The organism is Pseudomonas cerasi (genome assembly GCF_900074915.1).
Classification (GTDB): domain Bacteria; phylum Pseudomonadota; class Gammaproteobacteria; order Pseudomonadales; family Pseudomonadaceae; genus Aquipseudomonas; species Aquipseudomonas cerasi.
The window spans coordinates 3,311,243-3,334,600 of record NZ_LT222319.1 but is presented as its reverse complement, the minus strand read 5'-3'; the positions used below and the strand labels follow the sequence as shown (position 1 = coordinate 3,334,600).

The window sequence follows — 23,358 nt, the reverse complement described above, 5'->3', positions numbered from 1 at the left end:
CGTCCTTTCAACATCCCCCACCTGACATTTTCCGGAGAGCCTGCATGTTCAAGCGTATCGGTCGTCTTCTCGCCTCTGCCGCCTTGCTGACTGCCTACGCGTTGGGCACCGTCCAGGCCGCAGAAGAAAAAGCCATCAATTTCGGCATCATGTCCACCGAGTCTTCGCAAAACCTGAAAAGTATCTGGCAGCCGTTCCTCGATGACATGAGCCGCAAGACCGGTCTCAAGGTCAATGCCACCTTCGCTTCGGACTACGCCGGCCTTATTCAGGGCATGCGCTTCAACAAGGTGGACGTGGCCTGGCTGGGCAACAAGGCGGCGATGGAAGCGGTGGACCGCTCCAACGGCGAGATCTTTGCCCAGACCTCCGCAGCCAACGGTGACGCGGGTTACTGGAGCCTGCTGATCGTGCGCAAGGACAGCCCGATCAATAGCGTCGAAGACATGCTCAAGAATGCCAAGAGCCTGACCTTCGGCAACGGCGACCCGAACTCCACCTCGGGCTATCTGGTGCCAGGTTATTACGTGTTTGCGAAAAACCACGTCGATGCGTCCACTGCCTTCAAGCGCACCTTGAACTCCAGTCATGAAGTCAACGCCCTGAGTGTTGCCAAGGGGCAGCTGGACGTTGCGACCTTCAATACCGAAAGCTGGGATCGCCTGGCTGTGACCCAACCCGACAAGGTCGAGCAACTCAAGGTGATCTGGAAATCGCCGCTGATCCCGGCCGACCCGATTGTCTGGAGCAAGGCGCTGTCGGACCAGGACAAGGCAAAGATTCGTGAGTTCTTCACCAGTTATGGCAATACCGATGAAGAGAAAACCGTCCTGAAGAACATGCAGATGGGCAAGTTTCTCAAGTCCAGCGATGACCAATTGCTGCCCATCCGCCAGCTCGAGCTGTTCAAGCAGCGCACCGAAGTGGCTGCCAGCACCACGCTGGACGCCCAGGAGAAAACTGCCCGTCTCAAGGATATCGATGCCAGCCTGAGCAAGTTGCAGGAGCGTATCACTGAGCTGAACCAGAAAACCGCAGGCAGCTCCGCAGGTTGAGCCAGCCGTTCACGATCAGGAGTTCGTCATGACCACTCACGTTGCCTACGCCCAGGTTGCAGGCAAACCCAACTGGTCCCGTTATCTGGGCTGGGGCCTGTTGCTCGCTGCACTGGCCTGGGCCTGGCAGGGCGCAGAAATGAACCCGATGGCACTGGTTCGCGACTCGTCGAACATGGCTACATTCGCCGCCGATTTCTTCCCTCCGGACTTCCGTGAGTGGCGCAGCTACCTCAAGGAAATGCTGGTGACTATCCAGATCGCCCTGTGGGGTACGACGCTGGCGATTGTCTGCTCGATACCGTTGGGCATCCTGTGCGCCGAGAACATCACGCCGTGGTGGATTCATCTGCCGCTGCGGCGCTGCATGGACGCTTTTCGTTCGATCAACGAGATGGTGTTCGCGATGCTGTTTGTGGTCGCCGTCGGGCTGGGGCCGTTCGCCGGGGTGCTGGCACTGTGGATCAGCACCACCGGGGTCCTCGCCAAACTGTTCGCCGAAGCTGTCGAAGCCATAGAGCCCGGACCGGTCGAAGGGGTGCGCGCCACCGGTGCCAGCGCCTTGCAGGAAGTCATCTACGGGGTCATTCCGCAGGTCATGCCGCTGTGGATCTCCTATGCTCTATACCGGTTCGAATCCAATGTGCGCTCGGCAACCGTGGTCGGGATGGTCGGCGCAGGGGGCATCGGGGTTATCCTCTGGGAAAACATTCGCGCCTTTGCGTTCGTCCAGACCAGCGCCGTGCTGCTGGTGATCATCGTTGTGGTAAGCGTCATCGACATCATGTCGCAGCGCCTGCGCAAGCAATTCATCTGACAGAAGAGGGGTGTTCAATGAACACTTTTTTTAACCATGCAGTTGTCTAGACAAGATGAGCCGATGTACCTGGAACTGGCTGAGACGCTGCGTGACGAGCTGGCCACGTACCTGCCTGGCGATTACCTGCCCGCCGAGTTTCAGCTGGCCGAACGCTTCAGCGTCAACCGCCACACGATTCGCCGTGCTGTCGACGAACTGGTCCGCGAGGGCAGTGTGCTGCGCCGGCAGGGCAAGGGCACTCAGGTACTGGAACGCCCGTTGATCTACCCGATGCAGGCCGAAAGCGCCTATAGCAAGTCGCTGTCGGCGCAGGGCATCGGGGTCGAGGCCGTGCTGCTGGTGCGCCGCGAATGCCTCGCCAGCCAGGAAGATGCGCTGCATCTGGGGCTGGCCGAGCATGCGCCACTGATTGAACTGCAGACCTTGCGCAAGCTGGACGGACAGGCCGTGAGTCTGATCTGCCATCGCTACAGCGCCCGTTACAGCGAGTTGCTGGCTGAGTATCAGGGCGGCTCGGTACGCCAGTACCTGGCCGAGCGCGAGTTGCCGTTGAGCCGTGCACAGAGCCTGATCGGTGCCCGCTTGCCGTCCCGCGGAGAGGCCGGGTTGCTGCTGATGCCCCGACACATGCCTGCGCTGACGGTGTTGACGGTTTCGTGTGACCGGTCGGGGCGGCCCGTAGAGCTTTCACGCTCGGTCAGCCGTTCAGACCGCTTCCAGTACCAAGTGGCATTCAACCCGATTGCCGACAGCCAGATGGCTGGCCACCCAACGACGGACTGACCCCGAGGTGTTCCATGCAAGCATCCCCTGAAACAGCCGCACGTCAGCACTGGATGGGCGTCTTGGCACGTGCCCATATCGATGAGCCGAGTCGCGAGCGATTGCAGCGTCACGAAGCGGCGTTGCGCGACACCGATTACCAGATGATCCGCGCTCCGGAAATCGGCATGACCCTGGTGCGGGGCCGTATGGGCGGCACCGGTTCAGCTTTCAACCTCGGCGAAATGAGTGTGACGCGCTGTGTGGTGCGTCTGGCCGATGGTCGCACCGGCTACAGCTATCTGGCCGGACGCGACAAGCGCCACGCCGAACTGGCGGCTCTGGCCGACGCGCATTTGCAGGGCGCGCAGCAGGCCTGGTGGCTGTCCGAACTGATCGAGCCGCTGGCGCGTGCGCAAGCCGAGCGTCGGGCGCGCAAGGACGCGGAGGCCGCTGCCACCAAAGTCGAATTCTTTACCCTGGTCCGAGGAGAAGACTGATGAATGCCGTCCTTTTGCAACCTGCCTTCACCGATCCGGTACTGGACGCCCAGCGCAGTTTTCGCGTCGCCCTCAAGGCGTTGTCCGGGCCGGGCGTGATTCAGACCCTGCCCACCGCGCACCAACCGCCGGCCTTGCAGGGCCTGGACAGTGCAACCCATGCCCTGTGCCTGGCGTTGCTGGACCTGGACACGCCAGTGTGGCTGGCGCCGGCATTCGATACCCCGGCGATTCGCGCAAACATTGCCTTTCATTGCGGCAGCCCGATTGTCACTGACCGGCACGCGGCCCGCTTCGCGTTGCTCGATGCATCGACTGCTCTGCAACTGCACGATTTCGATACCGGCAATGATCGCTACCCGGATCAATCCTGCACCTTGCTGATCCAGCTGCCTGACCTGGAAGGCGGGCGGATGCTTGCCTGGAGCGGTCCCGGCATCGAGCGACACCATTCGGTGGCGTTGCCGCTGGATGAAGGTTTCTGGGCTGCACGTGAAGCATGTAATGTCTTCCCTTGCGGGCTGGATGTGTTCTTTGTCTCTGGCAATCGACTGGTCGGCTTGCCACGCAGCACCCGTGTGCAGGAGTGTGCCTGATGTACGTCGCGGTCAAGGGTGGCGAACAGGCCATCGATAACGCTCACCGTCTGCTGGCCAGCAGGCGTCGTGGCGACACCGGCATTGCCGAACTCGACGTCGAGCAGGTCCGCCAGCAACTGCCGCTGGCGGTCGCGCGGGTCATGAGCGAGGGTTCGCTGTACGACCCGCAACTGGCTGCGCTGGCGATCAAGCAATCGGCGGGCGATCTGATCGAAGCGATCTTCCTGCTGCGTGCCTATCGCACCACGCTGACGCGCTTCTGCGCCAGCCTGCCCATCGACACCTCGAACATGCAGCTCAACCGTCGCCTGTCGGCCACGTTCAAGGACGTCCCCGGCGGTCAATTGTTGGGGCCGACCTTCGACTACACCCACCGCCTGCTGGATTTCACCTTGCTGGCCGAAGGCGAGCACCCGGGCCCGGAAGTTACCCCGCACGCCACCCTTGAGCCCTGTCCGCGAGTGCTCGGGTTGCTGGCCAAGGAAGGGCTTATGAAGCCCGAAGTCGACGACGGTGAGCGCGTGGCGGACATCACCCGCGAACCGCTGGAGTATCCGTCCAGTCGTGCCCAGCGCCTGCAGGCGCTGGCGCGTGGCGATGAGGGGTTCCTGCTGGCGCTGGGTTATTCGACCCAGCGCGGTTATGGCCGCAATCACCCGTTCGCCGGGGAAATCCGCGTCGGCGAGGTGGAAGTCTGGATCGAACCTGAAGAACTGGGCTTCCCGATTGCGATTGGCGACATTGAAGTCACCGAATGCGAGATGGTCAATCAGTTCGTCGGCTCGGCCAGCGAACCCGCGCAGTTTACCCGGGGTTACGGCCTTGCCTTCGGCAACGCTGAGCGCAAGGCGATGGGCATGGCGCTGGTGGACCGCTCGCTGCGCGCCGAGGAATTCAACGAAGAAGTCCGCTCACCGGCCCAGCAGGAAGAGTTCGTCCTGGCGCATTGCGACAACGTCGAAGCGGCGGGTTTCGTCTCGCACCTCAAGCTGCCGCATTACGTCGATTTCCAGTCCGAACTGGAGTTGATCCGCAAGCTGCGCAAGTCTGCACCGAAACCGGGGAGCGACCAATGAGTAATGCACCGATGAACACCGCACAGCAAAGGCCTGCACGGGATGAGGCCTACAACTTCGCTTATCTGGACGAGCAGACCAAACGCATGATTCGTCGCGCCTTGCTCAAGGCGGTGGCGATCTCCGGTTATCAGGTGCCGTTTGGCGGGCAGGAAATGCCGCTGCCGTATGGCTGGGGCACTGGCGGGATGCAGCTGACCGCTGCGATCCTGGGCGCTGATGATGTGCTCAAGGTCATCGATCAGGGCGCTGACGACACCACCAACGCTGTCTCGATCAGGCGTTTCTTTGCCCGCACGGCCGGCATCGCTACCACCGAGCGCACGCCTGAGGCGACCGTCATCCAGACCCGTCACCGGATCCCGGAAACGCCGCTGCAGGCCGATCAGATCATGGTCTATCAGGTGCCGATTCCCGAGCCGCTGCGTTTCATCGAGCCCTCGGAAACCGAGACCCGGACCATGCACGCGCTGGATGATTATGGCGTTATGCACGTCAAACTCTACGAGGACATCGCCACCTTCGGCCATATCGCCACCAGTTACGCCTACCCGGTGATGGTCGATGAACGCTACGTGATGGACCCGTCGCCGATTCCCAAATTCGATAACCCCAAGCTGCACATGAGCCCGGCATTGATGCTCTTCGGTGCGGGGCGCGAAAAGCGTCTGTACGCCGTGCCGCCGTATACGCAAGTAGTAAGCCTGGACTTTGAAGATCACCCGTTCGAGGTGCAGCGCTGGGAGCAGTGCTGTGCGATCTGCGGCAGTCATGATTCCTTTCTCGACGAGCTGATTCTCGACGATGCCGGGACGCAGAGCTTTGTCTGCTCCGACACCGATTACTGCGCCCAGCGCGTCAAACAGCAGGAGAACGACCGATGATCAGTGCACGTTCATTGGACGCGGCGGGCGGGCGCCTTCCTGACGCGGTGCAGCCGCTGCTCAAGGTACGCGGCCTGACTCGCCTGTACGGTGTGCAGAAGGGCTGTCAGGACGTCAGTTTCGATCTGTACCCCGGCGAAGTGCTGGGCATCGTTGGCGAGTCCGGCTCGGGGAAATCCACGCTGCTCTCGCTGTTGAGCGGACGTTGCCCGCCGGACCGCGGCAGCATCGACTATCGCAGCAAGGCGGGCGACCGGTTCGACCTGTACAGCGCCAGTGAGGCGCAGCGGCGCACCTTGCTGCGCACCGAGTGGGGTTTTGTCGAACAGAACCCGCGCGATGGCCTGCGCATGGGCGTGTCGGCCGGCGCCAATATCGGCGAGCGTCTGATGGCGCAGGGGGTACGTAATTATCAGCAGTTGCGGGGTGCCGCGCTGGACTGGCTGATCCAGGTGGAGATCGATCCGCAGCGCATCGACGACCTGCCGCGGACCTTTTCCGGCGGCATGCAGCAGCGCCTGCAAATCGCCCGCAATCTGGTCTCCAGCCCCAGACTGGTGTTCATGGACGAACCCACCGGCGGGCTCGACGTGTCGGTGCAGGCCCGCTTGCTCGATTTGTTGCGCGGCCTGGTGCGGGAGCTGGATCTGGCCGTGGTCATCGTTACCCACGATCTGGCGGTCGCGCGGCTGCTCGCCGACCGGTTGATGGTCATGCGTCGCTCGGAAGTGGTCGAAAGCGGCCTGACTGACCAGATTCTCGATGACCCGCAACACCCGTATTCGCAACTGTTGGTGTCCTCGGTATTGCAGCCATGAGTCGCACTGTCCGAACAGCCTGTACAGATGAGGTGAGCCCGATGACAACCTTGATCGAGGTCCGTGACCTGTCGAAAACCTTCACCCTGCATCAGCACAACGGCGTGGTCCTCAATGTGCTGCGCGGCCTGAATTTCTCGGTGCGCGCCGGCGAATGCCTGGTGCTCAGCGGGCAATCCGGCGCGGGCAAGAGCACGCTGCTGCGCACCCTGTATGGCAACTACCTGCCTGCCGCCGGCAGCATTCGCGTGCAGCATGAAGGCGAGTGGACCGAGCTGGTCGGCGCAACCCCGCGCCAGGTGCTTGAGGTGCGGCGCAAAACGCTCGGCTACGTTAGCCAGTTCCTGCGCGTGATTCCGCGTGTGTCCAGCCTGGACGTGGTCATGGAACCGGCTCTGGCGCGCGGCTGGTCCCGTGAACAGGCGCAGGAGCGCGCGCAACTGCTGCTGGGGCGGCTGAATATTCCGCAGCGCCTGTGGCCGTTGGCGCCCAGCACGTTTTCCGGTGGCGAACAGCAGCGCATCAACATTGCGCGCGCGTTCATGGTGCCGTGGCCGGTGCTGCTCCTCGACGAACCGACTGCGTCATTGGACGACGCCAATCGCCGGGTGGTGCTGGAACTGGTCGACGAGGCCAAACAGGCCGGTGCCGCCCTGATCGGTATCTTCCATGACCGCGACGCCCGTGACGCTGTCGCCAATCGTCAACTCGACATGACCCCGGTGGACCTTACCGCCAAGGAGTTGCTGCAATGCTGAATGAACAGGTTTTCAGTAACGCCCGCGTGGTGACGGCCGAGCAGGTATTCACCGGCACTGTGGTGGTCCGTGACGGCCTGATTGCCGAGGTCGAGAGTGGATGCAGCCAGTTGAGTCAGGCCCAGGACATGCAGGGCGATTACCTGCTGCCGGGGCTGGTGGAATTGCACACCGACAACCTGGAAAAGCATCTGTCGCCGCGTCCGGGTGTCGACTGGCCGTCGATGTCGGCGGTGATCAGCCACGATGCGCAAATCGTCGCGGCGGGCATCACCACGGTGTTCGACGCGCTGTCGATCGGCGACATCAACCCCAAAGGCAAGCGCATGCAGCAATTGCCCGCCATGCTACAGGCGATTGCCGACGCCAATGCGGCAGGCCTGACTCGCGCCGAGCACGTGTTGCACCTGCGCTGCGAGGTCAGTCACCCGGACACCTTGAGCGTGTTTCGCGATCTGGTGGACCAGCCACTGGTGCAACTGGTCTCGGTGATGGACCACGCGCCCGGCCAGCGTCAGTTTGCCCTGGAGTCCAAGTACCGTGAGTACTACATGGGCAAGTACCACATGAACAATGAGGAAATGGACCGTTTCATCGTTGAACAGGTGGCCAACTCCAACGAGTACGCCGACCGTTACCGGCGTGCGATTGTCGAACTGTGCCTGGCGCGCGGCCTGTCGATTGCCAGTCACGACGATGCAACCATGGCGCATGTCGAGGAGTCGGCAGGTTTCGGCATGAACATCGCCGAGTTCCCGACCACGCTCGAAGCGGCCCGTGGCTGTCGGCAACTGGGCATGAGCGTGTTGATGGGCGCACCGAACATCGTGCGCGGCGGCTCGCACTCCGGTAACGTGGCGGCAGCATCGCTGGCCCGTGACGGGTTGCTGGATATTCTGTCCAGCGATTACTACCCGGCCAGCCTGTTGCAGTCTGCATTCATGCTCGCCGCTCAGGACAACGCATGTGACCTGCCGCAGGCGATCAACATGGTCAGCCGTACGCCGGCCGTGGCTGCCGGGTTGGCGGATCGTGGTGAAATACGTGTGGGGCTGCGCGCTGATCTGATCCAGGCGCGTGATCATGCCGGCCTGCCGGTTATCGACAGGGTCTGGCGACAAGGCAAGAGGGTGTTTTGATGGTTGGCAGGTTGATCTATCTCATCGGGCCGTCCGGATCAGGCAAGGACAGCCTGCTGGACGCGGCCCGGGATACCCTGGCGCAACGTGATTGCCGGGTCGTTCGGCGGGTGATCACCCGTTCCGCCGAAGCGGTGGGCGAGGCAGCCCAGGCGGTGACCGTCGAGCAGTTCGAGCAGATGCGCGAGCGAGGCGCGTTCGCCTTGAGCTGGCAGGCCAATGGTCTTCACTACGGCATTCCCGTCGAGATCGATCAGTGGCTGCTGGAAGGCCATGACGTCCTTATCAACGGCTCCAGGGCGCATCTGCAAAAGGCGCAGGCGCGCTATCCCACGCTGCTGGCGGTGTTGCTGACCGTCAATCAGGAGGTGTTACGCAAGCGCCTGCTGGCGCGCAACCGGGAAAGCCTCGCGGAAATCGAGGAGCGCCTTGCGCGCAACTCGCGCTTTGCCGGGGATTTGCTGGCGAGCAATCCGCAGGTTTTCCCGCTGGATAATTCCGCTGATCTGCAACACACCGTTGCCACGCTGCTCGGCTTGCTCGACAAGCGTCACGCATGCGCCTGACCCTGTTGGGCACCGGTGACGCCCGACAGGTGCCGGTCTACGGTTGTCAGTGCGTGGCGTGTGCTGCCGCGCGGGCCGACCATGATCTGCGCCGCTTGCCGTGCAGCGCGCTGATCGAGTGCGCCGACCAACGCTGGTTGATCGACAGCGGCCTGACCGACCTCACCGAGCGTTTCCCACCGCGCAGCCTGAGCGGGATTCTGCAGACGCACTATCACGCCGACCATGCGCAGGGGCTGTTGCACCTGCGCTGGGGCCAGGGGCTGGTGATTCCGGTCCACGGCCCGGCGGATCCGGAAGGCTTGGCCGACCTCTACAAACACCCCGGTATTCTGGATTTCAGCCAGCCATTCGCGGCCTTCGAACGCCGTGCACTGGGTGCGTTGCAGGTCACAGCGCTGCCACTGGCGCACTCAAAACCTACGTTCGGTTACCTGTTCGAAGGCGACGGGCAACGTTTTGCCTACCTAACCGACACCGTCGGCTTGCCCGACGACACCCGCGAGTATCTGCAACGTGGACCGCTGGACCTGCTGGTGCTCGACTGCTCGATGCCTCCACAGCCTCAGCCGCCACGTAATCACAACGACTTGACGTTGGCGCTGCAAACCATCGAGTGTCTGCGACCGGGCAGGGCGGTGCTGACGCATGTCGGCCATACGCTGGATGCGTGGTTGATGGGGCGAGCGGGGCAACTGCCTGATCAAGTGTTCGTCGGTCAGGACAGGATGATCCTGTAAGACGCTGGCGCGAAAATTCTGTTCGCTGATCGCCCGCAATCCATCGCGCCAGACGCCTCGCGGCCTTGCCCGGTCCTGTCAGTAACCTGAGTCTGCCTGATGTCGCTCGGCCATGACTTTAACCATGCCTGACAGGCTGCGACAATTTGTCTTAATGAACCGTTTAGTACATTCTGCGCGCCTGTGAAAATCCGACAGGTTTGAAAAATGACAAATGCGCAAAATACAGGGGCAGCCGGCAGGTTCCTGCTGCCTGGACTGGGTGGGTTGATCGCCTTGATCGGACTCGGGCTGGCAGGTGGCGGTGGCTATCTGGTAGCGCTTGGCGGCAGTTGGTTCTTCCTGCTGATGGGCCTGGCGATGCTGGTCAGTGGTGCACTGATCGCCGCCCGCAAGCCCAAAGGTGCGTTACTGTATGGCATTGCCCTGATACTGACCGTCATCTGGGCTGTCTGGGATGCAGGCCTGCATTACTGGCCGCTGGTTTCCCGAGTATTGACCTTCGCCGTTATCGGCCTGGTGGTGGCACTGATCTATCCGACACTGGTTCGCGCCTCGGGTGCTCAGGCAGGCCGCGGTGCCTATGGCCTGGCCGGTCTGTTGGCCATTGGTGTTGTGGCGACCATCGGTTATATGTTCGTCCCGAGCCATGTGGTCAGCGCCGCCAGCATGCCTGATGTGATTCCGGTGGCTCCGGGCTCCGAGCAGAAGAACTGGGCGCACTGGGGCAATACCCCGGCGGGCAATCGCTTTGCCGCTTTGGATCAGATCAACAAAAGCAACGTCGACAAGCTGCAGGTTGCCTGGACCTTTCATACCGGCGACATCCCGCAAAGTACCGGGGCCGGCGCAGAGGATCAGAACACCCCGCTGCAAATCGGCGACACGGTTTACACCTGCACCGCTTACGGCAAGGTCTTCGCACTCGATGCAGATACCGGCACACAGCGCTGGAAATTCGATCCTCAGGGCAGTGCGCCCAACTGGCAACGTTGCCGAGGCTTGGGCTACTTCGCGGCACCTGTAGCCGAAGCAGCGACAGCCAATGCGCCAGCACCATCAGTCTCAGGCGCATGCGTCGCGCGCGTGTTCCTGCCGACTGGCGACGCGCGTCTGATCGCACTCGACGCCAAGACGGGCGAGACCTGCAAGGACTTCGGCAGTCAAGGCGTGGTTGATCTGAAAACCGACATGGGCGAAGTCAAGGAGGGCTACTACCAGCAAACCTCGACGCCATTGGTGGCGGGCAATGTAGTGGTTGTCGGTGGCCGTGTTGCCGACAACTTCTCTACCGGTGAGCCACCGGGCGTAGTACGCGCCTACGACGTGCACACGGGTGAGTTGGTCTGGGCGTGGGATCCGGGTAATCCGAATACCACCAAACGTCCGCCCGCAGGCGAAACCTATACCCGTGGCACGCCTAACGTCTGGTCGGCCATGTCCTACGATGACAAGCTTGGCCTGATCTACCTGCCGACCGGTAACGCAACACCCGACTTCTTCGGCGGGACGCGTACCGAGCAGGATGACAAGTGGTCCTCGTCAGTCGTGGCGGTGGACGTCAAGACCGGTCAGGTGCGCTGGAGCTTCCAGATGACTCACCACGATCTGTGGGACTTCGACATTCCGGCGCAGCCGTTGCTGTATGACATCCCGGACGGCAAGGGCGGTACCCAGCCGGCACTGGCACAAGTCACCAAGCAGGGCGAGATCTTCCTGCTCAACCGCGAAACCGGCGTGCCGATCTCGCGTGTCGAGGAGCGCGCTGTGCCGCAAGGTAACGTGCCGGGCGAACGCTATTCGCCTACCCAGCCGTTCTCGGTGGACATGCCGTCGATCGGCAACCAGACCTTGAAAGAGTCGGACATGTGGGGCGCCACGGCATTCGACCAGTTGATGTGCCGGATCGCCTTCAAAGGCATGCGTCACGAGGGTGTCTACACGCCACCGGGGCTCGACCCGGCGTTGCAGTTCCCCGGTTCGCTGGGTGGCATGAACTGGGGGAGTGTCTCGGTTGACCCGACCAACAGCTACATGTTCGTCAATGACATGCGCCTGGGCCTGGCCAACTACATGATCCCGCGCGACAAGATCGCCGCCGGTGCCAGCGGTATCGAAATGGGCGTCGTGCCACAGACCGGCACTCCTTTCGGGGCCATGCGTCAGCGTTTCCTGTCTGCCGTCGGCATCCCCTGCCAGGCACCGCCGTTCGGCACCATGTCGGCAATTGACCTGAAAACCAAAAAATTGATGTGGCAGGTTCCGGTCGGCACCGTGAAAGACACAGGCCCGATGGGCATCCGCATGGGCCTGCCGATTCCGATCGGCATGCCGACGCTGGGCGCTTCGTTGTCCACCCAGTCGGGCTTGCTGTTCTTCGCCGGTACTCAGGACTTCTACCTGCGTGCCTTCGACAGCGGCAACGGCAATGAAATCTGGAAGGCCCGTCTGCCAGTCGGCAGCCAGTCCGGCCCGATGACCTATGTGTCGCCCAAGACCGGCAGGCAGTACATCCTGCTCACCGCAGGCGGCGCCCGCCAATCGCCGGATCGTGGCGATTACGTGATTGCCTACGCGTTACCCAAGTAACGCATGTCACCTCTGAGGGGCAGATGCTGCCCCTCAGCCTTGTTTATCTTGCTGCGCCGCTTTCACATCGCACCAATCTCCGGCTTGCCCGTTCTCGATCCGCCGTAAACCGGCGGATGCGTGACGATGTGAGTCAGGTCGACCGCCGAGGCCAGCAGTTTCTGTAGGTCCGGGCGTGGGCGAGACAAACGTGGGTCATTCGCCGTCGCCTGTTCAAGCGCTTCGGCGCAGGCGAGCAGTTTTGCGTCGCCGCGGAACCCGCCGATCACCTGCAGCCCGAACGGCATGCCGTTGTGGTCGGTGCCGCAGGGCAGGGACAGCGCCGGGTTGGTGGTCAGGGTGATGGTGTAGCACAGCGCCAGCCAGCGATAGTAATTGTCCAGAGGCACGCCGTTGACTTCGCGCAGGTACAGTTCGCTCCAGGGGAAGGGCGAGACTGGCGTGGTGGGCGCGAGGATCAGGTCGTAGTGTTCGAATTGTTTCTGAAAGCCGCGAAAGATCCGGCTTTGCTCGCCATGCGCCTTGACGCAGTCCTGCAGTGACATCGCGGCACCCATGTCGAAATTGGCGCGGGTGTTGGGCCCCAGTGCATCAGGATCGCGGTCGTGAGCGTCCTGCAGCCCGGCGACGAACGCTTCGGCGCGCAGTACGTCGAAGGTGCGATGGGCGCTGGTCAGGTTCAGGTCGATGGATTCGCAGGACTTGAACAGCGATTTCAGGGCGCTGATCTTTTCTCGAAAGACGGCACGGATTTTGTCATCCACAGCACACGTGCCGAAGTCTTCGCTGTAGCCAACGCGCAGCTGGCTGAGGTCGACGGTGCGTGGTGCAAACGCGTCATCGGCAATGGCATAACTCAACGGATCGGACTGCCCCAACCCGGCGCTGGCGCGCAGTTGAAGCAGGGTATCGGCAACATTGCGACCCATCGGGCCTACCACTGAAATCGGTGTCCAGCCGAGCTTCTTGCGTTCGCTCGGTACCAGCCCTGGTGAGGGACGCAGGCCGACGATACCGCACAGCGCGGCGGGAATGCGCAGCGAACCGCCGGTGTCCGAGCCGCTGCACAACGGCACCATGTCGACGGCCAGTGCGGCGGCGGATCCACCCGAGGAACCGCCGGCGTTCAGTTCAGGATTGAACGGGTTACCGGTCGCGCCCCACACCACATTGCGGGTATTGGCGCCTGCGCCCAGTTCCGGAACATTGGTCTTGCCGACCACGATTGCCCCGGCAGCACGCAGGCGTGCGACGAACAGGTTGTCCTGCGCGGGAATGTTGTCGCGAAACAGTTGCGAGCCGTAGGTGGTGAGTACCCCGGCGGTTTCTTCCAGGTCCTTGATGCCGATTGGCAGGCCATGCAGCAGCCCCAGTGGCTTGCCCTGCAGGACGGCATGTTCGGCCAGCAGTGCCTCGTCGCGGGCGCGCTCGAAACAGGTCGCGGCGAAGGCATTGAGCTTCGGGTTCAGACTTTCAATCCGCTCGATACAGGCGTCCAGCAATTCCACCGGAGAGAGCTGTTTGTTGCCGATCAGCGCACGCAGTTCGGTGGCGGATTTACCGAGCAGCTCGGACGAATTTTGCATGGAGTGTTCTCCCGAATGTCATCGTTCCGCACGCTCCGCGTGGGAATGCATTTCGTGACGCTCTGCATCACACATTTGCGTCGCGCCTCTTTTTCCAGATTGGGCGCACGTGGGCAGTCTCTTCAAACATCCCCCAACGCCAGTATCGTCCCGACCAGCGCCTGGCCTCTGGGCACCAGGGTGTTCAGTTCCAGGTACTCGCGGTCGGTGTGAACCTTGCCGCCCACCGGGCCGAGGCCGCACAGGGTCGGGATCCCCAGGCTGGCGGTAAAGCCAGAGTCGGCGCAGCCCCCGGTGAATTCGCCTTCCACGCTGAACCCCAGTTCCTGCGCAAGACCTTGATAAATACCCAGCAGTTCAGTGCTGTGCCGGGCTTCCATCGGCAGGAAGGTCGTGGCTTCCAGCAGTCTGGCTGACGTGCCGGGCAGTTCCTCTTCGGCGACGATCGCTTGCACGGCTGCAAGTATTTCCTCCCATTGCCGAAGCTCGACAAAACGTATGTCGAGCTTTGCCGTGGCGCTGGGCGCTACCGTATTGCTGGAGGTGCCGCCAGAGATCAGCCCGACATTGGTGGTGATGCCCGCTGCATAATCAGTCAACGCATGCAACTTGATCACCTTGTGCGCCAGCGCCTGAATGGCACTGGCGCCGTCGGCATGATTGACCCCGGAATGCGCCGCGCGGCCGCTGACTTCGATAATCAGCGTGGCACCGCCTTTGCGCGCGCTGACCACATTGCCACTGGCGCGTCCCGGTTCTGGGTTGAGCACCGCGCGCGCCTGGCGGGCGTAGTGTTCGATGTGAGTGCGAGCGCTGGCGGAGCCGATTTCCTCGTCGCCGGTATACAGAATCTGCACCGGGAACGGCAGCGGGCCTGCGCGCTTCAAGGCCTTCAGTGCAAAGCAGTTGAGCACCAGTCCGCCTTTCATGTCGGCCACGCCAGGGCCGTAGGCCAACTCACTGTCTTTTGTGTAGCCGCGTGTTGTGGTTGTGCCCTTGGGGAATACGGTGTCGCGATGACCCAGCAACAACACTGGTTTGCCGGGGCCACCGGGCAATTCAGCCAGCAGCACATCGCCGAAACCCTCGACCGGGATACGCTCTACGCTGATTCCGTCAGCCTGCAATTGTGCGCAGAGCAGGTCACCGACTGCGTCGACGCCGGCCTTGTCGTAACTGTTGGAATCGGTATCGACCAGGCGCTGCAGCAGCGCTTCCATCGCCTCATATTGCTCGGCCAGCCACGCGGTGGCGTGCAGTTGTGCCTCATTCATTCACTCAGCTCCTGTGCCCGCTGCTCCCGGGTCAGTCGTGCGCCGTCCGTGCCCAGGTCCCAGAACAGTCCGGCCATGATTTGCAGGCTCTCCTTGACCACCGGAGCCAGCAAGTGCTCGTCAGGTGCATGCTGCGAGCACGCCGGGTATGAGTGTGGCACCCAGACCGTCGGCAGGCCCAGCACTTCAGCGAATACGTCATTGGGCAGCGAACCGCCCAGATTGGGCAGCAGCGCGGGTTTCTTGCCCGTGGTGGCGGCCAGCGAATCCAGCGCCCAGCCGACCCACGGGCTGTCCGGTGACAGGCGCGTGGCGTGCATCACGTCCATGCGCGTCTGTCTGACCTCGACACGATCGAAGCCATGGGCATCCAAGTGCGCGCGCACCGCGGGGATGAACGCGTTGTAATCACTGTCGACCACAAAGCGAATGTGACACAACGCGTGAGCCTTGCCGGGAATGGCGTGTACCGGGGCGTCCGGGTTGCCGGTCTTGAAGGCGAGCACGTCGAGGGTGTTCCAGCCGAAGACTTTTTCGCTGAGCGACAGCGCCGGGTTGCCCCAGTCGGCGTCGATGTCCGGATCGCCAGGGCCGCCGCCGACCTCGATATCCGCCAATGCGGCCTTCACCGCGTCGGGGATGACCTTGGGCATGAGCCCCGCGACTTTCACCCGGCCATGCTCATCGACCATGCTGGCGATGGCATTGGCCAGAATGATCCCCGGGTTGGCCAGCAGACCGCCCCAATTGCCGGAATGGTGCGCGCCTTCGCGCAGGTTCACCGTCAGCTCGAAGTTGAACACCCCGCGCGAGCCGAGAAACAGGGTAGGGCGTGCCGCTGCGAGGCGCGGGCCATCGGAGGCGATGAAGATGTCGGCGGCGAGTTCTTCTGCGTGCGCCTGGCAGAACGCGCTCAGGCCGGGGGAGCCATCTTCCTCGCCCATTTCCAGAAGCAGTTTGACGTTGAAACCCAGCTTGCCGTCGCGAGCCTTGAGGGTCTGCTCCAGTGCCGTCAGGTTGATCAGGTGCTGGCCCTTGTTGTCGGCGGTGCCACGTCCGTACCAGCGCTCGCCACGTTCGATCACCTGCCACGGCGACAGGCCTGTCTGCCACTGCGCGTCATAGCCGCGAACCACGTCACCGTGGCCGTAACTGAGCAGCGTTGGCAGTTCAGGGGCTTCGATGCGCGTGGCGATCATCAGCGGGCCGCGTCCGGCGACCGGGTTGTCATGCACGGCAACGCTGAAACCCAGACGCTCGACATGCGGGGTGATGAACTCATGAAGATAACGATACAGCTCGGGCAGGCTTTCGGCCTCCTGGCTCTGGGTCGGGTAGGCGACGCTTTTGCCGAGCAGGGCGAAAAACGCGCCGTTGTCGAACTGTTCAGTGACGTTTTCGATGGCGTGCGAACGGCTACTCATGAGGGCATCTGCTCCAGAGGTTTTGAGGTGTCGTGCAGGTGGCAGCGAACGGTTCCGCCTTCGATGCGGCCAATGGCCGGGGCTTTTTCCTTGCACTGGGGCATGCAGGCCGGGCAGCGCGGATGAAAGGCGCAGCCGGACGGCGGCGACATGGGATTGGGAAAGGCCCCGTGCAAACCCAGATCGGGAATGCCCAAGTGCGGGTCCGGGGTCAGCACCGAGTCCAGCAACGCCTGGGTGTAGGGATGGCCAGGCCGGGCGAACAATGATTCGCGGCTGCGCTCTTCGACGATCCGCCCCAGGTACATGACCGCCACGCGGTCGGCCAGATGTTCGATGACGGCCAGGTTATGGCTGATCAGCAGGTAAGTCAGGCCGAATTCCTGTTTGAGGTCCTGCAACAGATTGAGAATCTGTGCCTGCACTGAAACGTCCAGCGCCGAAGTCGGCTCGTCGCAGATCAATACATCCGGGCGCATCACCAGCGCCCGGGCAATCGCCACACGCTGGCGCTGGCCACCGGAAAGCTGGCTCGGGTAACTGTCGATCACGCGCTTGGGCAAGCCGACCACGTCCATCATCGCTTCGGCGCGCTGGCGACGTTCGGCCGGGGTGCCGATGCCATGCACGATCAGCGGCAACGTGACGATCTCGCGCAGGGTCTTGCGCGGGTTGAGTGACGAGTAGGGGTCCTGAAAGATCGGCTGAATGCGCCGCGCCATCTCCTTGCGGTCGGTGCCGGCGAGGTGCTTGCCGTTGACCAGTACGTCGCCACTGCTGGGCGCAAGCAGCCCCAGCAGCATCTTCGCCAGGGTACTTTTACCGCAGCCCGATTCGCCGACCAGCCCGAGTGTTTCGCCACGCATCAGACGCAGCGACACGCCATCGACGGCTTTGAGCGTGGCATTGGGTTTGAAAAAGCCACGGCTGATGCTGAATTCGCGGCGCATATCGCACAGCTCCAGCGCGATGTCTTTCTTCATGCTGGCAGTCGGGACCTGTTTCACGGCGGTATTCATGACGGTACGCCCTCACGGTGAAACACAGGTTCGGCACCCGCTGCGGCAAACAGGCAGCGAGTCATGTGGTTGTGGCTATTGATCGGCGGGACGTCGTCGGCACAGGCGGGGATCGCTTGCGGGCAGCGATTGCGAAATGCGCAGCCGTGTTGTTCGCCGACCAGGCTGGGCACCAGCCCTGGAATCGACCCCAGCGGCTGACCCGGTTGAGTGCGTCCGGGGATCGGTATGCTCGCCAGCAAGCCGCGGGTATAGGGGTGTTGCGGGTTCTCGAACAACTCGATGGCCGGGGCGGTTTCGACGATCTGTCCGGCGTACATCACCGCAACCCGGTCGGCGATACGTGCCACCAGCCCCAGGTCGTGGGTGATGAAGATCACGGCCAGACCCAGCTCCTTCTGAATGTCGCGGATCAGGCGCAGGATCTGTGCCTGAATGGTCACGTCCAGCGCAGTGGTCGGTTCGTCGGCGATGATCACGTCCGGTTCGCACATCAGGGCCATGGCGATGATTACCCGCTGGCGCAGGCCGCCCGACAGTTGATGCGGGTACTGACGCAGCCGCTCGCCCGCATTGCTGATCCCGACTTTCTCAAGCATCTGCGCGGCGCGCTGCAGGGCCTCCTTGCGGGACACCTTGCGGTGTCGGGTAAGCACTTCGCTGAGCTGATCGCCGATGCTGTAGGCCGGGTTCAGCGAGGTCATCGGCTCCTGAAAGATCATCGCCAGGCGGTTGCCGCGCAGGTCGCACATCTGCCGCTCGCTCTGGGTCAGCATGTCGATGCCGTCCAGGCTCAGTGTCGTTGCGGTACGCCGGGCCTTACGCGGCAGCAGCTCCATGAGTGCCAGCGAAGTCAGGGATTTGCCGCAGCCGGACTCGCCGACGATGCACAGCATTTCGCCGCGCTCGACCTGAAAGTCCAGGCCGCGCACTGCGTGGAGCGTGTCTTGGCCGAGAGGAATCTCGACACGCAGGTTTTCAACATGCAACAGCGCCATGTGCGTATCTCCTCTGTCAGTTGCGCCCGTCGGGCAGGATCAGGTCGCGCAGGCCGTCACCGACCAGATTGATGCCCAGCACCAGCACCATCAGGGCGACGCCGGGAATGGCGATGACCCAAGGGGAAAAGAACATGTACAGTTTGCCCTCGGCGATCATCAGCCCCCATGAAGGAATGGGCGGCTGCACGCCGACCCCGAGAAACGACAGTGCCGACTCGAGGAGGATCGCGTGAGCCATTTCCAGGGTAGCGACAACGATCAGCGCGCCGACCAGATTGGGCAGGATTTCGCTGGCCAGAATGCGCAGCGTCGAGCAGCCCAGGGCCTGGGCCGAGGCGACGTATTCAGCGTCGCGAATCTGCTGCACGGCAGCGCGCACCACCACGGCAAAGCGGTCCCAGAGCAGGCAGCCAAGCAGCACGATCACCACTTTCAGCGAGCCACCGATCAGCGACGCGGAGGCCAGCGCGATCATCACCACCGGCATCGCCAGGCGGGTGGTGATCAGGTAGCTGATCACCGCGTCGGTCTTGCCGCCGAAGTAGCCGGCCAGCAGGCCCATGATGGTGCCGATAACGCCGGAAATCAGCGCCGCCGAGAAGCCGATGAACAGTGAGATGCGTGCGCCGTAGAGCAGTCGCGACAGGTAATCGCGGCCCAGTTTGTCGGTGCCCAGCACGTAGTCCCAGGTGCCGTTGGCCATCCAGACAGGCGGTTTCATGCGCAGCATCACGTCCTGCGCATAAGGGTCGTAGGGGGCCAGCCAGGGCGCGAACAGGGCGCCGAGCAGGATAATCAGCAGCAATACTGCGCCGATGACGAAGCCGCGATGCGCGAAGCTGCTGCGTAATGTGCGCCAGACGCTGCGCGCCGGAGGCTGGTAATCGTTGATCAGCAGCGGCGATGAGGTGGTTGTGCTCATGGGGCCTCCTATTTCACGCGGATGCGCGGGTCGAGCAGTGCGTTGAGCACGTCGGCCAGCAGGGTGAGGACGATGTAGATCACCGCGATCAACAGCACGACCGCCTGCACCACCGGAAAGTCGTCACGGGCAATCGCGTCCCAGGCCAGCTGGCCAATGCCCTGCAGCGAGAAAACCGTCTCGATGACCACCGAGCCGCCGAGCATGAAACCAAACTCCACCGCGGCGAGGGCCACCACCGGAATCAGCGCGTTGCGCAGCGCATGCTTGAACAGGACAGTGGCGGGGCGCAGGCCCTTGGCCCGCGCGGTGCGGATGTAATCGGAATTGAGCACGTCGAGCATGCCCGCACGGGTCAGGCGCATAATCGCAGGCGTGGCGTAGTAACCGAGTGCGATGGCCGGCATCACGAAGTGCGCCCAGGTCGAATTGCCCGACACCGGCAGCCATTTCAGGGTGACCGAAAACACCACGATCAACATCAGCGCGAACCAGAAACTGGGCATGGCCTGACCCAGTACCGCGATGCTCAGTGCCAGGCGATCGATCCACGTGTCGCGTTTCACGGCGGCCAGCACACCCAGCGGAATGGCGATCAGCAGCGCAATACTCAGGGCCATTGCGCCCAGCCCGAGGGTGATCGACAGGCGCGAGGCGATCAGGTTGTAAACCGACTCCTGGAAGAAGAACGAGTCGCCCAGATCAAGACGCACTACGTCGGCCAGCCATTCGAAATACTGCGTAACCAACGGCTTGTTGAGGCCGTACTGCACCCGGATCTGTTCGATCTGCTCGCTGGTGGCTTCCGGCCCGCCGATGGCAGTGGCCAGATCGCCGGACAGGTGCAGCAGGGAAAAGCTGATCACCGACACGGTAATCGCTACGCACAGGGCAATGCCCAGGCGGCGCAAGAGAAATCCGAACATGGCAAGTGACCTTGTGTTCAGGGAATGACGGGGTGACTGACCCAACTGCAAGGCGCGTCATGCGCCTCACAGCCAGGCTTGCCGACGGTCTTGGTCAGGCGCTTATTTCCAGCTCGACAGCACGAAGCGCGGCAACTCGTCCGGGTAAGGCTTGAAGTTCAGGTCCGAGACATAGGCGTAGTTCATCGAGTAGTTGAACAACGGCGCCCAGTAGGCCTGCTCGCTGATGCGTTGCAACGCCTTGCGGTAGTTGTCCTTGCGCACCTGCGGGTCCAGCGCGTTGTCGGCGGTCTGCAGCCAGCCCTGGACTTGCGGGTCCTTGATGTTGTCGTCGGGATTGCCCTTGAACCAGGTGCCGGCCGACGCCGAGGTATCGAGGATCGAGAACGAGCCCCACGCCTGGAACGACATCGCTACCTTGCCGCCACGCTGCTGATCACGCAGAGCAGCGTACTTCAGGTAACGCAGCTTGGCGTTGATGCCCACGGCGCGCAGGTTACCGATGATGGCCTCCACGTAATCGCGGTCACGGTAGGCGAAGATTTCGGTTTCAAAGCCGTTCGGGTAGCCGGCTTCGGCGAGCAGCGCCTTGGCCTTTGCCGGGTCGTAGTTGTAGACCGTGGCTGCGCTGGTGTCGCAACCGAACTGGCCAGGGTAGCAGGCGACCTGCAACGGCTTGCTCTCGCCGCCGACCAGTTGCGAGGCCAGACCGTCACGGTTGATCGCGTGGTTGATCGCCTGGCGCACCTTCAGGTGTTTCATCGGCGAATCGGCGCTGGAGGTGCCGCGCGCATCCAGAATCAGAAAACCTATACGCATGGTCGCGCCGCTGGTGACCACCAGATTGGGCATGGCCTTGAGGTTTTCCGCCTGATCCGGTGCAACCCGCCAGGTCCAGTCGACGCCGCCGGTCATCAGCTCGGCCAGACGCGTTTCGGCATCGGCGATCACCCGGAAGTTGATGTGACCGATCTTCGGTTGACCCTGTGGGCTGTCCTTGAAGTAGTCCGGGTTCTTGTCCATTTTCACGCCTTCGCCGGTGGCGATGGCCGTCACCTTGTAAGGCCCGGTGCCGATCGGTTTACGGCTGAAGCCTGCCAGCCCGACTTCTTCGAAGTATTTTTTCGGGAACATCGGTACGGCGTTGGAGAGGTATTCCAGCGCAGGCGGGAAAGGCTTTTTCAGGTGCAGACGAACGCTGTAGTCGCCCAGCTTTTCGGCGCTCTTGATCCAGTCGACATTTTGTACCGTGACCACCTTGGACTCTGGAGACACCACATAATTGAGGGTGAACACCACGTCATCTGCGGTGAACTGGTCGCCGTTGTGAAACTTCACGCCCTGGCGCAGCTGGAAATCGATGGTCGTATCGTCGACCTGTTTCCAGCTGGTGGCGAGCATCGGCTGGTACTCGCCATTGTCCGGGTTGCGGTAGACCAGGTTGTCCCAAATCAGGCGACCGAGGATCACGCCTTCGCGCAAATCGTTGTGATAGGGGCTGATGTTTTCCGGTTCGCTGTCGGAGGCGTAGACCAGTGTGTCGTCGGCCTTGCCGGCCAGGACGGAGAAACTGCTGAACAGGCTCAATAGCGCGATGCTGCGAGCGAAACCCTTGATTCCCATGCCGTCGTCTCCAAAAGGCAAAGTGGATGTATCAAAGGGCAGTGGGTCGCAAATGCGAGAAGAGGGGGAAACAACGAGGCCGCAGTGTTCTTTTGATTGGGTTCTTTTGGTGAGTTGCGCCTCGACATGACTCTAGGCAAAGCGTATCAATGCCACAAGCACAATATTTCGAACCTTTCATTGCTGAAAAGGCAACGCAGGAGCAGTCATGCAACTCTACGGCGTACAGTCCACGGCCTTGCGCTACTTCCTCGAAGTGGCGCGGTGCGGATCGATCAGCGAAGCCTCGATCCGCCTCAATGTCGCGTCTTCGGCGGTCAGTCGACAGATCAGCAAACTGGAGCGGGAGCTGGACGCAGTGCTCTTTGAGCGCCAGGCGCGCGGCATGATGCTCAGCGAGGCGGGCGTTCGCCTGGCGGCCTACGCGCGCAAATCACAGCTTGAGGCCGAGCAGGTAGTGCTGGAAATCACCGAGCTGCAAGGCTTGCAGCGTGGGCATGTGCGCATCGCATGCTCGGAGGGCTTTGCCCTGGATTTTCTGCCGCAGTGCATTGCGCGTTTTCGGCGGCAGTATGAGGGTATCCATTTCTCGATGGAGGTCTGTGCTCCGGCGCAGGCCACCGAGCGGGTGCGCTCGGGCGACGCTGACCTGTGCCTGACCTTCAGCCTGACGCCGCAGAACGAGATCAAGGTCGAGCACATCCACAGCGGCGCGATCTGCGCGGTGGTCAGTCATAACCATCCGCTGGCCGCACGCAAGGAGGTTACGCTGGCTGAACTGCAGCCTTACGCCATCGCCCTGACCAATACCGACACGACCTTGCGCCAGTTGTTTGATATCTGCTGCGGCGTGCAGGGCCTGCTGTTCGACCCGGTGCTGACCAGCAACTACATCGGCGCCTTGCTGCGGTTTGTTCGGGAGGAGGGCGGAATCAGCCTGTCCAGCGAAATGACCCTGGATAAACGCGCCCATGAGAAACAGCTCAAATCGCTGCCGATCAGCGACGATGGCATGAAGGCACGGCGTATCGAGTTGCAAAGCATGGCCGGGCGCAACCTGCCCGCAGCAGTCGCTGCCTTCCGGGATTTTCTGATCGAGGAGCTGGCAAAGACCTGAGCCGCTGGCGGTGTTACGTGGGCGCCGTGCGGGGTGAATAACGTTTGGTTGATGAAGTTAACAATTATGATGTTATAGTGTAACGAATTTATGGCCGTGCACTGTACGGCTGTGAACCGCCAACATCAGGCTTCGCCCGCGTGGTGAAGTTCGCCAACGA

The 23,358-nt window shown here is 62.3% G+C and carries 22 protein-coding genes; 14 read left to right on the top strand and 8 right to left on the bottom strand.

Features of this window, described 5'->3' with window-relative positions:
• The first annotated feature begins 44 nt into the window (after nucleotides 1-44).
• The 13 genes from phnD (at nucleotide 45) to PCPL58_RS17255 (ending at nucleotide 12,306) form a co-directional block, all read left to right on the top strand.
• Nucleotides 45-1,055 carry a phosphonate ABC transporter substrate-binding protein gene (gene phnD / locus PCPL58_RS17315; protein ID WP_065350014.1) on the top strand — a complete coding sequence of 337 codons (1,011 nt, stop codon included), beginning with the start codon at nucleotides 45-47 and terminating at the stop codon, nucleotides 1,053-1,055.
• A gap of 28 nt (nucleotides 1,056-1,083) precedes the next feature.
• On the top strand, nucleotides 1,084-1,872 hold the full coding sequence (gene phnE / locus PCPL58_RS17310; protein WP_003367163.1) for a phosphonate ABC transporter, permease protein PhnE: 789 nt from the start codon (nucleotides 1,084-1,086) through the stop codon (nucleotides 1,870-1,872).
• A gap of 36 nt (nucleotides 1,873-1,908) precedes the next feature.
• The gene (phnF, locus tag PCPL58_RS17305) at nucleotides 1,909-2,658 is read left to right on the top strand and encodes a phosphonate metabolism transcriptional regulator PhnF (protein ID WP_065350013.1); all 750 of its coding nucleotides are present in this window, start codon (nucleotides 1,909-1,911) and stop codon (nucleotides 2,656-2,658) included.
• Between the two features lie 14 nt (nucleotides 2,659-2,672).
• Nucleotides 2,673-3,137: a phosphonate C-P lyase system protein PhnG gene (gene phnG / locus PCPL58_RS17300; protein ID WP_065350012.1), complete on the top strand. Its 465-nt coding sequence runs from the start codon at nucleotides 2,673-2,675 to the stop codon at nucleotides 3,135-3,137.
• Nucleotides 3,137-3,733, top strand: a complete 597-nt coding sequence (gene phnH / locus PCPL58_RS17295) for a phosphonate C-P lyase system protein PhnH (protein ID WP_065350011.1) — start codon at nucleotides 3,137-3,139, stop codon at nucleotides 3,731-3,733. The genes phnG and phnH overlap by 1 nt, the downstream gene beginning before the upstream one ends.
• Nucleotides 3,733-4,812, top strand: coding sequence for a carbon-phosphorus lyase complex subunit (locus PCPL58_RS17290; RefSeq protein WP_058396777.1), 1,080 nt, complete (start codon nucleotides 3,733-3,735; stop codon nucleotides 4,810-4,812). The genes phnH and PCPL58_RS17290 overlap by 1 nt, the downstream gene beginning before the upstream one ends.
• Before the next feature lie 11 nt (nucleotides 4,813-4,823).
• Nucleotides 4,824-5,696: an alpha-D-ribose 1-methylphosphonate 5-phosphate C-P-lyase PhnJ gene (locus PCPL58_RS17285; protein WP_414860616.1), complete on the top strand. Its 873-nt coding sequence runs from the start codon at nucleotides 4,824-4,826 to the stop codon at nucleotides 5,694-5,696.
• Complete coding sequence (gene phnK / locus PCPL58_RS17280; protein WP_065350009.1) at nucleotides 5,693-6,514, top strand: phosphonate C-P lyase system protein PhnK; 822 nt, start codon at nucleotides 5,693-5,695, stop codon at nucleotides 6,512-6,514. The genes PCPL58_RS17285 and phnK overlap by 4 nt, the downstream gene beginning before the upstream one ends.
• Nucleotides 6,515-6,555: 41 nt before the next feature.
• Nucleotides 6,556-7,272, top strand: coding sequence for a phosphonate C-P lyase system protein PhnL (gene phnL / locus PCPL58_RS17275; RefSeq protein ID WP_003367180.1), 717 nt, complete (start codon nucleotides 6,556-6,558; stop codon nucleotides 7,270-7,272).
• Entirely contained in the window at nucleotides 7,266-8,411 is a 1,146-nt protein-coding gene (locus PCPL58_RS17270) for an alpha-D-ribose 1-methylphosphonate 5-triphosphate diphosphatase (protein ID WP_003432916.1), read from the top strand. The genes phnL and PCPL58_RS17270 overlap by 7 nt, the downstream gene beginning before the upstream one ends.
• The gene (gene phnN / locus PCPL58_RS17265) at nucleotides 8,411-8,977 is read left to right on the top strand and encodes a phosphonate metabolism protein/1,5-bisphosphokinase (PRPP-forming) PhnN (protein WP_024663751.1); all 567 of its coding nucleotides are present in this window, start codon (nucleotides 8,411-8,413) and stop codon (nucleotides 8,975-8,977) included. The genes PCPL58_RS17270 and phnN overlap by 1 nt, the downstream gene beginning before the upstream one ends.
• Nucleotides 8,968-9,717 (top strand): phosphonate metabolism protein PhnP, encoded by a 750-nt coding sequence (gene phnP, locus PCPL58_RS17260; protein WP_065350008.1) that lies wholly within the window; start codon nucleotides 8,968-8,970, stop codon nucleotides 9,715-9,717. Before phnN ends, phnP begins: the two co-directional genes overlap by 10 nt.
• 207 nt (nucleotides 9,718-9,924) lie before the next feature.
• On the top strand, nucleotides 9,925-12,306 hold the full coding sequence (locus PCPL58_RS17255; protein ID WP_065350007.1) for a glucose/quinate/shikimate family membrane-bound PQQ-dependent dehydrogenase: 2,382 nt from the start codon (nucleotides 9,925-9,927) through the stop codon (nucleotides 12,304-12,306).
• Between the two features lie 62 nt (nucleotides 12,307-12,368).
• On the opposite strand, the gene PCPL58_RS17250 is transcribed toward PCPL58_RS17255, so the two are convergent.
• The 8 genes from PCPL58_RS17250 to PCPL58_RS17215 all read right to left on the bottom strand — a co-directional run bounded on the left by PCPL58_RS17250 (nucleotide 12,369) and on the right by PCPL58_RS17215 (nucleotide 22,081).
• Entirely contained in the window at nucleotides 12,369-13,892 is a 1,524-nt protein-coding gene (locus tag PCPL58_RS17250; RefSeq protein ID WP_065350006.1) for an amidase, read from the bottom strand.
• A 122-nt stretch (nucleotides 13,893-14,014) separates the two neighbouring features.
• Nucleotides 14,015-15,166 (bottom strand): M20 family metallopeptidase, encoded by a 1,152-nt coding sequence (locus PCPL58_RS17245; protein WP_058396773.1) that lies wholly within the window; start codon nucleotides 15,164-15,166, stop codon nucleotides 14,015-14,017.
• On the bottom strand, nucleotides 15,163-16,590 hold the full coding sequence (locus tag PCPL58_RS17240) for a M20 family metallopeptidase (RefSeq protein ID WP_065350005.1): 1,428 nt from the start codon (nucleotides 16,588-16,590) through the stop codon (nucleotides 15,163-15,165). Before PCPL58_RS17240 ends, PCPL58_RS17245 begins: the two co-directional genes overlap by 4 nt.
• Complete coding sequence (locus tag PCPL58_RS17235) at nucleotides 16,587-17,609, bottom strand: ABC transporter ATP-binding protein (protein WP_083188412.1); 1,023 nt, start codon at nucleotides 17,607-17,609, stop codon at nucleotides 16,587-16,589. Before PCPL58_RS17235 ends, PCPL58_RS17240 begins: the two co-directional genes overlap by 4 nt.
• Entirely contained in the window at nucleotides 17,606-18,607 is a 1,002-nt protein-coding gene (locus tag PCPL58_RS17230) for an ABC transporter ATP-binding protein (protein WP_065350004.1), read from the bottom strand. Before PCPL58_RS17230 ends, PCPL58_RS17235 begins: the two co-directional genes overlap by 4 nt.
• A 16-nt stretch (nucleotides 18,608-18,623) precedes the next feature.
• Nucleotides 18,624-19,532, bottom strand: a complete 909-nt coding sequence (locus PCPL58_RS17225) for an ABC transporter permease (RefSeq protein ID WP_065350003.1) — start codon at nucleotides 19,530-19,532, stop codon at nucleotides 18,624-18,626.
• An 8-nt stretch (nucleotides 19,533-19,540) separates the two neighbouring features.
• Complete coding sequence (locus PCPL58_RS17220; RefSeq protein WP_002553855.1) at nucleotides 19,541-20,458, bottom strand: ABC transporter permease; 918 nt, start codon at nucleotides 20,456-20,458, stop codon at nucleotides 19,541-19,543.
• A gap of 102 nt (nucleotides 20,459-20,560) precedes the next feature.
• A complete protein-coding gene (locus PCPL58_RS17215) occupies nucleotides 20,561-22,081 on the bottom strand; it encodes an ABC transporter substrate-binding protein (RefSeq protein ID WP_065350002.1) in 1,521 nt (506 codons plus the stop codon).
• A gap of 208 nt (nucleotides 22,082-22,289) precedes the next feature.
• Here PCPL58_RS17215 and PCPL58_RS17210 point away from each other — a divergent pair, with 208 nt between their 5' ends.
• Nucleotides 22,290-23,198 carry a LysR substrate-binding domain-containing protein gene (locus PCPL58_RS17210; RefSeq protein WP_065350001.1) on the top strand — a complete coding sequence of 303 codons (909 nt, stop codon included), beginning with the start codon at nucleotides 22,290-22,292 and terminating at the stop codon, nucleotides 23,196-23,198.
• Nucleotides 23,199-23,358 lie beyond the last annotated feature (160 nt).

Bases quoted from the DNA above. Each gene is read 5' to 3' on its own strand.
- phnD (WP_065350014.1), top strand. From the start codon at position 45: ATGTTCAAGCGTATCGGTCGTCTTCTCGCCTCTGCCGCCTTGCTGACT.
- phnE (WP_003367163.1), top strand. From the start codon at position 1,084: ATGACCACTCACGTTGCCTACGCCCAGGTTGCAGGCAAACCCAACTGG.
- phnF (WP_065350013.1), top strand. From the start codon at position 1,909: ATGCAGTTGTCTAGACAAGATGAGCCGATGTACCTGGAACTGGCTGAG.
- phnG (WP_065350012.1), top strand. From the start codon at position 2,673: ATGCAAGCATCCCCTGAAACAGCCGCACGTCAGCACTGGATGGGCGTC.
- phnH (WP_065350011.1), top strand. From the start codon at position 3,137: ATGAATGCCGTCCTTTTGCAACCTGCCTTCACCGATCCGGTACTGGAC.
- PCPL58_RS17290 (WP_058396777.1), top strand. From the start codon at position 3,733: ATGTACGTCGCGGTCAAGGGTGGCGAACAGGCCATCGATAACGCTCAC.
- PCPL58_RS17285 (WP_414860616.1), top strand. From the start codon at position 4,824: ATGAACACCGCACAGCAAAGGCCTGCACGGGATGAGGCCTACAACTTC.
- phnK (WP_065350009.1), top strand. From the start codon at position 5,693: ATGATCAGTGCACGTTCATTGGACGCGGCGGGCGGGCGCCTTCCTGAC.
- phnL (WP_003367180.1), top strand. From the start codon at position 6,556: ATGACAACCTTGATCGAGGTCCGTGACCTGTCGAAAACCTTCACCCTG.
- PCPL58_RS17270 (WP_003432916.1), top strand. From the start codon at position 7,266: ATGCTGAATGAACAGGTTTTCAGTAACGCCCGCGTGGTGACGGCCGAG.
- phnN (WP_024663751.1), top strand. From the start codon at position 8,411: ATGGTTGGCAGGTTGATCTATCTCATCGGGCCGTCCGGATCAGGCAAG.
- phnP (WP_065350008.1), top strand. From the start codon at position 8,968: ATGCGCCTGACCCTGTTGGGCACCGGTGACGCCCGACAGGTGCCGGTC.
- PCPL58_RS17255 (WP_065350007.1), top strand. From the start codon at position 9,925: ATGACAAATGCGCAAAATACAGGGGCAGCCGGCAGGTTCCTGCTGCCT.
- PCPL58_RS17250 (WP_065350006.1), bottom strand. From the start codon at position 13,892: ATGCAAAATTCGTCCGAGCTGCTCGGTAAATCCGCCACCGAACTGCGT.
- PCPL58_RS17245 (WP_058396773.1), bottom strand. From the start codon at position 15,166: ATGAATGAGGCACAACTGCACGCCACCGCGTGGCTGGCCGAGCAATAT.
- PCPL58_RS17240 (WP_065350005.1), bottom strand. From the start codon at position 16,590: ATGAGTAGCCGTTCGCACGCCATCGAAAACGTCACTGAACAGTTCGAC.
- PCPL58_RS17235 (WP_083188412.1), bottom strand. From the start codon at position 17,609: ATGAATACCGCCGTGAAACAGGTCCCGACTGCCAGCATGAAGAAAGAC.
- PCPL58_RS17230 (WP_065350004.1), bottom strand. From the start codon at position 18,607: ATGGCGCTGTTGCATGTTGAAAACCTGCGTGTCGAGATTCCTCTCGGC.
- PCPL58_RS17225 (WP_065350003.1), bottom strand. From the start codon at position 19,532: ATGAGCACAACCACCTCATCGCCGCTGCTGATCAACGATTACCAGCCT.
- PCPL58_RS17220 (WP_002553855.1), bottom strand. From the start codon at position 20,458: ATGTTCGGATTTCTCTTGCGCCGCCTGGGCATTGCCCTGTGCGTAGCG.
- PCPL58_RS17215 (WP_065350002.1), bottom strand. From the start codon at position 22,081: ATGGGAATCAAGGGTTTCGCTCGCAGCATCGCGCTATTGAGCCTGTTC.
- PCPL58_RS17210 (WP_065350001.1), top strand. From the start codon at position 22,290: ATGCAACTCTACGGCGTACAGTCCACGGCCTTGCGCTACTTCCTCGAA.